Source organism: Mycobacterium sp. (genome assembly GCF_035697385.1).
Classification (GTDB): Bacteria; Actinomycetota; Actinomycetes; order Mycobacteriales; family Mycobacteriaceae; genus Mycobacterium.
In genome coordinates, this window is the sequence record NZ_DASSCY010000227.1 from 1 (window position 1) to 9,732 (window position 9,732).

Sequence of the window (9,732 nt, forward strand, 5' to 3'; positions counted from 1 at the left end):
GCCTCACCGACTGGGCCGCAGATCTCGACGCGGCGGCAGGCCGCGCAGTCAGCGCCGAACCTGGCGCCGGTGCCGCAGGCGGGATCGGCGCAGCGCTGATGGCGCTGGGCGGCAGGCGCGAATCCGGGGCGTCGATCATCGCCGAACACACCGGGCTGGCCGATGATGTGGCCGCCGCCGAACTGATCATCACCGGCGAGGGCCGGTTCGACGACCAGTCGCTGCACGGCAAGGTGGTCAGCGCACTCGCAGGCGCGGCGCGCTCGCGGCACATACCTGTGCTGGTGATGGCCGGTCAGGTCACGCTCGACCCGGCCGCGCTTGACGTGGCGGGAATCACGGCGGCGCATTCGATCGCCGACCACGCCGGGTCGGTGCAGCTGGCCATCGACGACGCCGAAAACCAGCTGGCTGGGCTGTCGCAGCGGACCGCCGCGGGCTGGGGACAAACTCGGGAATAGCGGCGAAACAAGGTACCGTTGAGACAGTTGGCCCCACACGATGAGGCACTAAGGGAGACGCAATGACTGTTCAGGACCAGACGGCGACCAGCACCGCCACCCACGGCGCAACCCTCACGGACGCCGCGGCCGCGAAGGCGAAGGCGCTGCTGGACCAGGAGGGCCGTGACGACCTGGCCCTGCGCATCGCCGTCCAGCCGGGCGGGTGCGCCGGGCTGCGCTACAACCTGTTCTTCGACGATCGGTCCCTCGACGGCGACCTGATCGCCGAGTTCGGCGGCGTCACGTTGACGGTGGATCGGATGAGCGCCCCCTACATCCAGGGCGCGACGATCGACTTCGTCGACACGATCGAGAAGCAGGGTTTCACGATCGACAACCCCAACGCCACGGGCTCGTGCGCCTGCGGCGATTCGTTCAACTGATTCAGTACTGACCAGCGGTTCGCGGCAGGTACGAGCAGACCAGGATCTCGTTGTCCTGGGCGAGCAACTGGGCCACGGCCTGTTCCTCGCTCTCACCCCGCGAACTGCTGGCAGGAACCACATTCATGGTGAACAGCACCTGCGCCTGATGGGGTGAGGTGTGCACCATCTTGTCGATTGAGGTCACCTCGGCCTGGCTGTACTGCTTGCGAAACGCGTCGCTGCTCAGGCCGGCCAGCGCGAGATCCGAGCGGCGTTCCTTGACGGCGTCGAACAGCCCGCACAGCGTGTGGCGGGCCACGGTCTCGTCGTCGCCGTTGGTCATCGCGTCGAGGTACTCCTGGATGGCCGCCTTGGCCGACGCCTCGGTCAGCGTGCCTGTGGCCGTCGAATCGTCACGACCGGCGGCCAGCACGATCGCGGCCACAAGTCCGGCGATCACCGCAAGCGCCGCCACCGCACCGGCGACAAGTCGCCACCGCCGCTTTTTCGGATATTGCACCGGTGGCGGCAGCATGCCCGGATATGCCGACGGCACATTGTCCGGATAAGGATAAATTTGCGGGCCGACCGGTCCAGCGCCGTATTCGGGCGGGTACGGACCAGCCATATATTTGCTCCCCCAAAGTTAGGCTCGGAATTTGCGTGTCTACAGTGACCGGACGGGCACTTGTAGGCAGGTTAGCGCACCGGCCGCAGGTGTCCTCGTGAGTAACATTATCTAGGCGGCTTAACAATATGAAGGGTGACGTTTCGTGACCATTGCGGTGACCGGATCAATTGCCACCGACCATTTGATGCGATTCCCGGGCCTGTTCTCCGAACAGCTCTTACCCGATCACCTACAAAAGGTGTCGCTGAGCTTCCTGGTCGACGATTTGGTCGTGCATCGCGGCGGCGTGGCCGGCAACATGGCCTTCGCAATCGGCGTACTCGGCGGTGAGGTCGCGCTCGTCGGCGCCGTCGGCAAGGACTTCGACGACTACCGCAACTGGCTGGAGTCCGCCGGCGTGGACACCGAAAGCGTGCTCGTGTCCGACAGCGCGTACACCGCGCGGTTCGTCTGCACCACCGATCAGGCCATGGCGCAGATCGCGTCCTTCTATCCAGGTGCCATGTCGGAGGCGCGCAACATCTCCCTCGCCGATCTCGTCCAGCGCACCGGCACACCGGAATTGGTGATCATCGGCGCCAACGACCCGGAGGCGATGTTCCTGCACACCGAGGAGTGCCGCAAGCTCGGATTGGCGTTCGCCGCCGACCCGTCCCAACAGTTGGCCCGGCTCTCCGGCGAGGAGATCCGCCGGCTCATCGACGGCGCCGCCTATCTGTTCACCAACGATTACGAGTGGGACCTGTTGCTGCAGAAGAGTGGTTGGAGCGAAGCGCAGGTGATGAGCCAGGTCGGGCTGCGCGTCACCACGCTGGGCCCCAAGGGCGTCGACCTGGTCTCCTCGGACGGCACCTTCATCCACGTCGACGTCGTCCCGGAGAAGCATCAAGCCGACCCGACCGGCATCGGCGACGCATTCCGCGCCGGATTCCTCACCGGCCGCAGCGCCGGCCTGAGCCTGGAACGGTCGGCTCAATTGGCGTCGCTGGTGGCCGTGTTGGTGTTCGAAGCGCCGGGACCCCAGGAGTGGGCCTGGGACCGCGATGAGGCCGTGGCGCGGCTGACCGACGCCTACGGCGCGGAGGTTGGCGAAGAGATCGCCAAGGCGCTCGCCTAAAGCTGAACGGGGTAGGTCGGCTCGCTGATCTGCGGGGTGACGCTTTGCTCGACGAAAATCGCGTGCCACAGCATGAAGATCAGGATGGTCCACAGCCGGCGGCTGTGATCGCTTGCGCCGCTGCGGTGTTCGTCGAGCATTGTCCGCACCGCAGCGGCATCCACAAGATCACCGGTCTGTGAGCTGGCGACCAACGCGTACGCCCAGTCGAGTAGTTCACCCGCCCGCAGCCAGTGCCGGATCGGCACAGGGAAGCCGAGCTTCGGCCGGTTGAGCACATGCGCGGGCACCACGGGCTCCAGCGCCCGCCGCAGCGCGAATTTCGTGGTGGCCCTGGTGATCTTCTGCTCCAGAGGCAACCGCGACGCCACCGCGAACACTTCCGGGTCCAAGAACGGAACGCGCAGCTCGAGCGAATTGGCCATCGTCATCTTGTCGGCCTTGACCAGGATGTCGCCACGCAGCCAGGTGAACAGGTCGATGTGTTGCATGCGGGCAACCGGGTCCCAGCCCTGCGAGGCGGCATAAACGGGCGCTGTGACGTCAGTATGGGTCCAGTCCTGGCGGAAGCCGGGCAGCACCGCCTGCAGCTGTTCGTCGGAGAAGCTGCGTGCATTGCCGTAGTAGCGCTCTTCGAGCGTGAGCGATCCGCGATGCAGCAGGCTCTTTCCGCGCATCCCCTCGGGCAGCGGCTTACTCGCCTTGCCGAGCGATCGGCGCACCGGGCGGGGCAGATAATCAAAAGGCCGCAGTGACAAGGGTTCCCGGTAGATGGTGTAGCCACCGAACAGCTCGTCGGCGCCCTCGCCGGAGAGCACCACTTTGACGTGTTTACGGGCCTCGCGCGCGATGAAGAACAGCGGCACCAGCGCGGGGTCGGCCACCGGTTCGTCCAGATACCAGACGATTTCGGGCAGCGCGGCGACGAACTCTGCCTGATTGACCACCTTCGTCACGTGCCTGGCGCCGATCGCCTCGGCCGAGGCGACCGCAACGTCGACCTCGGAGAAGCCCTCGCGCTCGAAACCGGTGGTGAACGTGATCAACCGAGGGTTGTGCCGCATGGCCAACGCGGCGATCGCGGTCGAATCGATGCCGCCGGACAGGAACGCGCCGACGGTGACGTCGGCCCGCATGTGCTTGGCAACCGAATCCTCCAGCACCGCGGTGATCTCGTCGTAGCGGGCCTGCTCGTTGCCATTCACGAACGGCTTGGCGGACAAGCGCGGAGTGAAGTACCTGGCCACCTCGGGCGGCTTGCCTGGCCGCACGCGGGCGTAGCTGCCCGATTCCAGCCTGCGCACGCCACGGTGCAGGGTCTCCGGCTCCGGCACGTACTGCAGCACCGTGTAGTGCTGCACGGCACGGCGGTCCAGCGCGACATCGATGCCGATGGTGTCGCCAAGCTCGAGCAGGCACTTCTTCTCGCTGCCCACCGCGGTGCCACCAGGGCCGGTCGCCATGAACAGCGGCTTGATACCGAAAGGATCACGCGCACAGAACAATTCATGCTCGGCCGTGTCCCACAGTGCGAACGCGAACATGCCGCGCAGCCGGGTCAGCGCGTTGGTGCCCCAGTGGTGGTAGGCGGCGATGATCGCCTCGCCGTCACCGTCGGTGGCGAAGACGGCGCCGTGCGTGGCGCCCAGCTCCTCGCGCAGCTCGAGGTAGTTGTATATCTCGCCGTTGAACACCAGCACATAGCGGTCGGGGGCCTCGGGCGGACCCCAGCGCAACGGCTGGTGGCTATGCGCGATGTCGATGATCGACAGCCGGTTGAAGCCGAGCACGACCTGTTCGTCGGACCACGTGCCCGGTTCGTCCGGGCCGCGGTGCCGCATCAGGTGCGAGGCGCCCGATACCGCGTCGACGAGGTCGCCGCCGATGTCGGCGGACGGGTCACGCAGGAGGGCCAGCAGTCCGCACACCGCGCCAGTATGCCGAATCACCGAGGTGTGTCGAGACCGGCATCCGGCGGTGGTCTACGCTGCGTAGTATTCGCCTGCTTCTACTGACTTCTAGGAGGCTCCAGCGTGACACCTCGCGGGTTTCGGGTGGTGGCTCGGAGGGTGGCGCTGCCAGTCCTGCTCGGCGTCGTGGCGATGCTGCTCAGCGGGTGTAGCTGGTCGGAGGTGCTGGGCCTCGGCTGGCCCGAGGGCATCACGCCAGAAGGCCATCTCAACCGTGAGCTGTGGATCGGCTCGGTCATCGCGTCCCTCGTGGTCGGTGTGATCGTGTGGGCCCTGATCTTCTGGACGTCGGCGTTTCACCGGCACAAGAAGACCGACACGGAGCTGCCCCGCCAGTTCGGCTACAACATGCCGCTGGAGCTCGTGCTGACCGTGGTGCCGTTCCTGATCATCTCGGTGCTCTTCTACTTCACCGTCGTTGTGCAGGAGCGGATGCTGCACGAGGAGCCGAATCCCGAGGTCGTCATCGACGTCACCGCGTTCCAGTGGAACTGGAAGTTCGGCTACCAGAAGGTGAACTTCACCGACGGGACGTTCAGCTACGACGGCGCCGACCCCGAACGCAAGGCCGCGGTCGCCTCCAAGCCCGAGGGCACCGACGAGCACGGCGAGGAGCGGATTGGCGCCATCGCGGGCAAGAACCCCGAGGACCGTACGTACCTGAACTTCGACAAGATCGAGACGCTGGGCTCGTCCACCGAGATTCCTATCCTCGTGGTGCCTTCCGGCAAGCGCATCGAATTCCAGATCGCCTCTGCTGACGTCATCCATGGTTTCTGGGTGCCGGAGTTCCTGTTCAAGCGCGACGTGATGCCGGATCCGAAAGCGAACAACTCCGACAACACCTTCCAGATCAGCGAAATCCTGAAGACCGGAGCGTTCGTCGGGCGTTGCACGGAGATGTGCGGCACGTACCACTCGATGATGAACTTCGAGCTGCGAGTGGTGGCGCCCAACGACTTCAAGGCGTATCTGGACCAGCGCATCGCAGGCAAGACCAACGCCGAGGCGTTGCAGGCCATCAACCAGCCGCCGACGGCCGTCACCACCAAGCCGTTCGACACCCGGCGCGGCGAAGGGGCACCCGAGGTGCCTCAGGCGAGCAAGTAGGGGACACCGCATGCACATCGAAGCCAGGCTGTTCGAGTTCCTGACCGCGTTCTTCGTGCTCTCGGCGGTGGTGTACGCCGTGCTGACCGCGATGTTCCAGTACGGCGGCGTCGAGTGGGCCGGTGTCACCGCGCTGGTGCTGACCTCGGGCCTGACGCTGATCACCGGAACGTTCTTCCGGTTCGTGGCCAGGCGCCTCGACACGCGGCCCGAGGACTATGAGGACGCCGAGATCAGCGACGGCGCAGGTGAGCTTGGTTTCTACAGCCCGCACAGCTGGTGGCCGGTGATGATCGCGCTGTCGGCGTCCGTCACCGCCGTCGGTGTCGCGTTGTGGCTGCCCTGGTTGATCGTGGCGGGCGGATGCTTCGTCCTGGCGACCGCGGCCGGCCTGGTATTCGAGTACTACACCGGCCCCGAAAAGCACTGAGTCCCCTACCGGCGGTGGGGGACAAGGTCACAATCGGGTCATTTCTTGCCCCGCAAACCGCGCCGCGAGATTCATCCGGATCGCCCGGTTCGGTAGTGTTGCCGAGGCAGTATTCGCGACAAGGATAGGCGTAGATGAGCGGGCCGAACCCCCCAGGGCCGGATTCTGAAGGGTCGGACATCCCAGGTCAGGAGCCGGGCAGCCAACCCACTTCTGACCAGCCCTCCCAAGGCGTCAGCGGCGGGCCGTCGACAGGCGACCTCGGCGACACCGAGGTCCACTCGCAGGCCTATTCAGCGCCGGAATCCGAGCAGTTCACCAGTGGCCCGTACGTGCCAGCCGATGCGGCGCTGTACGACTACGACAGCTACGAACCGTCCGCCGAGTTGGTCGAGCCTGCGCCGCCGCCGCGCTGGCCATGGGTGGTGGGCGTGGCGGCCATCGTCGCCGCCATCGCCCTTGTCGCCTCCGTGTCGGTGTTGGTCACCCGCACCGACACCAGCAACCTGGCGGATCCACAGACCACGACCACCGCGCCGCCGGTGCAGGACGCGATCACCACGACGACCCCGCCACCGCCGCCTCCGCCGCCACCCACGGAGGAGCCGCCACCACCACCGCCGGAGACCGTGACCGTCACTCAGGAGCCACCGCCACCTCCTCCGCCGGCACCTACCGAGGTGCCGCCGCCACCGCCTCCGGCGACCACGGAGGCACCGCCTCCGCCGCCCCCGACCACGACCCGCTCGGGCCCGCGTCAGGTCACCTATTCGGTGACCGGGACCAAGGCGCCCGGTGACATCATCACCGTCACCTACATCGACGCGTCCGGGCGCAGTCGCACGCAGCGCAACGTCTACATTCCGTGGTCGCTGACGGTGACGCCGATCTCGCAGTCCGAAGTCGGGTCGGTGCAGGCCTCGAGCCTGTTCTTGGTGAGCAGGCTCAACTGCTCGATCACCACCAGCGATGGCACGGTGTTGTCGTCGAACACCAACAACGCCGCACAGACCAGCTGCTGATGGCGTACACCACTGATACCGCGGGCGAACTGGACCGCGTCGACCGCATTCTTCTCGGCGCATGCGCGGCGATCTGGCTAGCCGCGCTGGGCGCAGGGGTCGCCGCCGTGGTGGCACTTGTCGATCTGGGCGGCGGCCGCCCCGAGTCCTCTGGTGACTCGGACACACCGTGGCTGCTGTACACCGTCATCGGCGTTTCGGCGATGGTGATCGTCGGGGCGGTACCGCTACTGTTGCGTGCTCGGCGAACGGCATTGGCCGATTCACCGCCGCCTGCGCGTCCCGCCGTCGCGCAAGCTGCGGCGCAGCCGGCTGTACGCGGTACCGAGGCGCCCACCCATAAGCTACGGGTTCCCGGCACCGCATCCGAGCCGGTCACCTCACGGCCGGGCTACCCGGTTGCGCGGGCCGTCAGCGCGCCTGCCGCGGATCCATCCGTCGCGGTCGTCGATCAGCTGTGGTTGCGCTGCGCGGTCGTGATCGCGTGCGCGATCGGCATCGCCGTTGTGGCCGTCGGCCTGGCCACCTACTTGATGGCTGTCGACAGCACCGCCGCCGCCTGGGTTTTCTACGTTCTGGCGGGCGTGATCACGCTGGGCATGCCCGCCATCCCGTGGTTCTACTTGCGTCAACTGCGCGACCTGCTGGACAAGCCCGCCGCTTAGTCGCCACCGGGTTCTAGTGGTGCCCGTTCGTCTCGCCGTCTGACGAGCCGTTGCGCTCCTGGTGCTCGCGCAATGCGGTGAGCACCTTGCGCTCTTGGGCATGCGAGGCCTCGCTCAGCGCCTCGTGCTCGTCGATGGGGTCGGCGAACAGGAAACTGCCCGAGCCAGGTTCGCCCGCCGAGCCGAGCTTGTTCATCCGCTTCGGCAGCGCGGCACCCTGGTACTCCAGCGGGATCGGGTGGCCGTGCTCGTCGACCGGACCCAGCGGCTGATGCAGCTCGATGTAGGCGCCGTGCGGCAGCCGCTTGATGATGCCCGTTTCGATGCCGTGCTCCAGCACCGCCCGGTCGCTGCGCTGCAGGCCGATGCACCACCGGTAAGCGATGTAGTAAACGATCGCAGGCAGCACTACCATGCCGATGCGGCCGATCCAGGTGGTCGCATTCAGCGAGATGTCGAACTTGAAGGCGATGACGTCGTTCATCGCCGCCAGCGTCAGCACCATGTAGAACGCGATCGCCATCGCGCCAATTGCGGTGCGCACCGGGGCATCTCGCGGGCGCTGCAGCAGATTGTGGTGGGCGTCGTCGCCGGTGAACTTCTTCTCGATCCACGGCCACAGGGGCAGCAGCATGAACACCAGGCCCATGATGAGCGCGACGCCGACCGCTGCCGGGATGGTGTGCCCGAAGGGGTAGAACTCCCACGCCGGCCAGATCCGGGCCAGGCCCTCGGTCCACATCATGTAGAAGTCGGGCTGGCTGCCCGCCGAGACCTGCGACGGTTTGTAGGGCCCCAACTGCCAGATCGGATTGATCTGCAGCAGACCGCCCATCAGGCCGAGGATGCCGGTCAGTATCGCGAAGAAGGCGCCCGACTTGACAGCGAATACCGGCAGGACGCGCACACCGACGACGTTGTGTTCGGTGCGGCCGGGGCCGGGGAACTGGGTGTGCTTCTGGAACCACAGCAGCGCCAGGTGAACACCGATGAGCGCCAGGATGATCCCGGGCAGCAGCAGGATGTGCAGCGCGTACAGCCGCGGAATCAGGATCTCTCCGGGGAAGTCACCGCCGAACAGGGCCCAGTGCAGCCAGGTGCCGATCACCGGCATGCCCAATGTGATGGACGACAGCGCGGCCCGCAGCCCGATGCCGGACAGCAGGTCGTCGGGCAGCGAATAACCGAAGTAGCCTTCGAACATCGCCAGAATCAGCAGCAAGGAGCCGATCACCCAGTTCACTTCGCGCGGCCGGCGGAACGCGCCGGTGAAGAAGATGCGAGCCAGGTGCACCATGATCGACGCGGCGAACATCAGCGCGGCCCAGTGGTGGATCTGCCGGACGAACAGGCCGCCGCGGACTTCGAAGGTGATCTCCAGCGCGGACTCGTACGCCCGCGACATTTGCACGCCCCGAAGCGGTTGGTACACACCGTCGTAGGTGACGTGGGCCATCGAAGGGTCGAAGAACAGCGTCAACCACACGCCGGTGATCAGCAGCACGATGAAGCTGTACAAGGCGATCTCGCCCAGCAGGAACGACCAGTGGGTGGGGAACACTTTGTTGAGCTGTCGACGTACCGCCGCGGACGGGTGGTAGCGCGAGTCGATGGCTTCGCCTTGGCTCGCTGCGATCTCAGCCAAATTGGGCTTTGGCAGTTTCGGACTCATGAGCGCCGCTCCCAGAATGCCGGTCCGACGGGTTCGGCAAAGTCGCCGTTGGCGACCAGATACCCGTCCTGGTCAATGGTGATGGGCAGCTGCGCGAGGGCTCGTGCAGCCGGACCGAATATGGGCTTCGCGAAGTGCAACGCGTCGAACTGCGACTGGTGGCACGGGCAAAGGATTCGATAGGTCTGTTGCTCGTAAAGCGAAGAGGGACAACCCAAATGCTAGCACACCTTGGTGAATGCGAAAA

The 9,732-nt window shown here is 66.1% G+C and carries 10 protein-coding genes and 1 pseudogene; 7 read left to right on the forward strand and 4 right to left on the reverse strand.

The window, feature by feature from the left end; translation table 11 throughout:
- Window positions 1-461: glycerate kinase (locus VFH65_RS19235; protein WP_353323596.1), on the forward strand; the 461-nt coding region annotated here is incomplete at its 5' end.
- Window positions 462-523: 62 nt separating this feature from the next.
- On the forward strand, window positions 524-886 hold the full coding sequence (locus VFH65_RS19240) for a HesB/IscA family protein (RefSeq protein WP_353323597.1): 363 nt from the start codon (window positions 524-526) through the stop codon (window positions 884-886).
- A gap of 1 nt (window position 887) precedes the next feature.
- Here the strand turns inward: VFH65_RS19240 and VFH65_RS19245 are convergent, their stop codons facing one another.
- Window positions 888-1,496: a hypothetical protein gene (locus VFH65_RS19245; protein WP_353323598.1), complete on the reverse strand. Its 609-nt coding sequence runs from the start codon at window positions 1,494-1,496 to the stop codon at window positions 888-890.
- Window positions 1,497-1,641: 145 nt separating this feature from the next.
- Here VFH65_RS19245 and VFH65_RS19250 point away from each other — a divergent pair, with 145 nt between their 5' ends.
- Window positions 1,642-2,616, forward strand: a complete 975-nt coding sequence (locus tag VFH65_RS19250; protein ID WP_353323600.1) for a carbohydrate kinase family protein — start codon at window positions 1,642-1,644, stop codon at window positions 2,614-2,616.
- On the opposite strand, the gene asnB is transcribed toward VFH65_RS19250, so the two are convergent.
- A complete protein-coding gene (gene asnB, locus VFH65_RS19255) occupies window positions 2,613-4,544 on the reverse strand; it encodes an asparagine synthase (glutamine-hydrolyzing) (protein ID WP_414688456.1) in 1,932 nt (643 codons plus the stop codon). The genes VFH65_RS19250 and asnB overlap by 4 nt on opposite strands.
- Window positions 4,545-4,649: 105 nt before the next feature.
- Here asnB and VFH65_RS19260 point away from each other — a divergent pair, with 105 nt between their 5' ends.
- The 4 genes from VFH65_RS19260 (at window position 4,650) to VFH65_RS19275 (ending at window position 7,813) form a co-directional block, all read left to right on the forward strand.
- The gene (locus VFH65_RS19260; protein ID WP_414688455.1) at window positions 4,650-5,696 is read left to right on the forward strand and encodes a cytochrome c oxidase subunit II; all 1,047 of its coding nucleotides are present in this window, start codon (window positions 4,650-4,652) and stop codon (window positions 5,694-5,696) included.
- A gap of 10 nt (window positions 5,697-5,706) precedes the next feature.
- Window positions 5,707-6,126: a cytochrome c oxidase subunit 4 gene (locus VFH65_RS19265; protein ID WP_353323602.1), complete on the forward strand. Its 420-nt coding sequence runs from the start codon at window positions 5,707-5,709 to the stop codon at window positions 6,124-6,126.
- A gap of 134 nt (window positions 6,127-6,260) precedes the next feature.
- Complete coding sequence (locus VFH65_RS19270) at window positions 6,261-7,148, forward strand: MmpS family transport accessory protein (protein WP_353323603.1); 888 nt, start codon at window positions 6,261-6,263, stop codon at window positions 7,146-7,148.
- On the forward strand, window positions 7,148-7,813 hold the full coding sequence (locus VFH65_RS19275) for a DUF2561 family protein (protein WP_353323604.1): 666 nt from the start codon (window positions 7,148-7,150) through the stop codon (window positions 7,811-7,813). The genes VFH65_RS19270 and VFH65_RS19275 overlap by 1 nt, the downstream gene beginning before the upstream one ends.
- A gap of 13 nt (window positions 7,814-7,826) precedes the next feature.
- Here VFH65_RS19275 and VFH65_RS19280 read toward each other — a convergent pair whose 3' ends face one another.
- The gene (locus tag VFH65_RS19280) at window positions 7,827-9,485 is read right to left on the reverse strand and encodes a cytochrome b (RefSeq protein WP_353323605.1); all 1,659 of its coding nucleotides are present in this window, start codon (window positions 9,483-9,485) and stop codon (window positions 7,827-7,829) included.
- Window positions 9,482-9,732, reverse strand: a pseudogene (locus VFH65_RS19285) (ubiquinol-cytochrome c reductase iron-sulfur subunit); the annotation flags it as partial. The gene VFH65_RS19280 and the pseudogene VFH65_RS19285, both read right to left, overlap by 4 nt.

Coding starts and splice junctions, on each gene's coding strand:
- VFH65_RS19265 (WP_353323602.1), top strand. CDS start 5,707: ATGCACATCGAAGCCAGGCTGTTCGAGTTCCTGACCGCGTTCTTCGTG.
- VFH65_RS19275 (WP_353323604.1), top strand. CDS start 7,148: ATGGCGTACACCACTGATACCGCGGGCGAACTGGACCGCGTCGACCGC.
- VFH65_RS19280 (WP_353323605.1), bottom strand. CDS start 9,485: ATGAGTCCGAAACTGCCAAAGCCCAATTTGGCTGAGATCGCAGCGAGC.
- VFH65_RS19270 (WP_353323603.1), top strand. CDS start 6,261: ATGAGCGGGCCGAACCCCCCAGGGCCGGATTCTGAAGGGTCGGACATC.
- VFH65_RS19245 (WP_353323598.1), bottom strand. CDS start 1,496: ATGGCTGGTCCGTACCCGCCCGAATACGGCGCTGGACCGGTCGGCCCG.
- VFH65_RS19240 (WP_353323597.1), top strand. CDS start 524: ATGACTGTTCAGGACCAGACGGCGACCAGCACCGCCACCCACGGCGCA.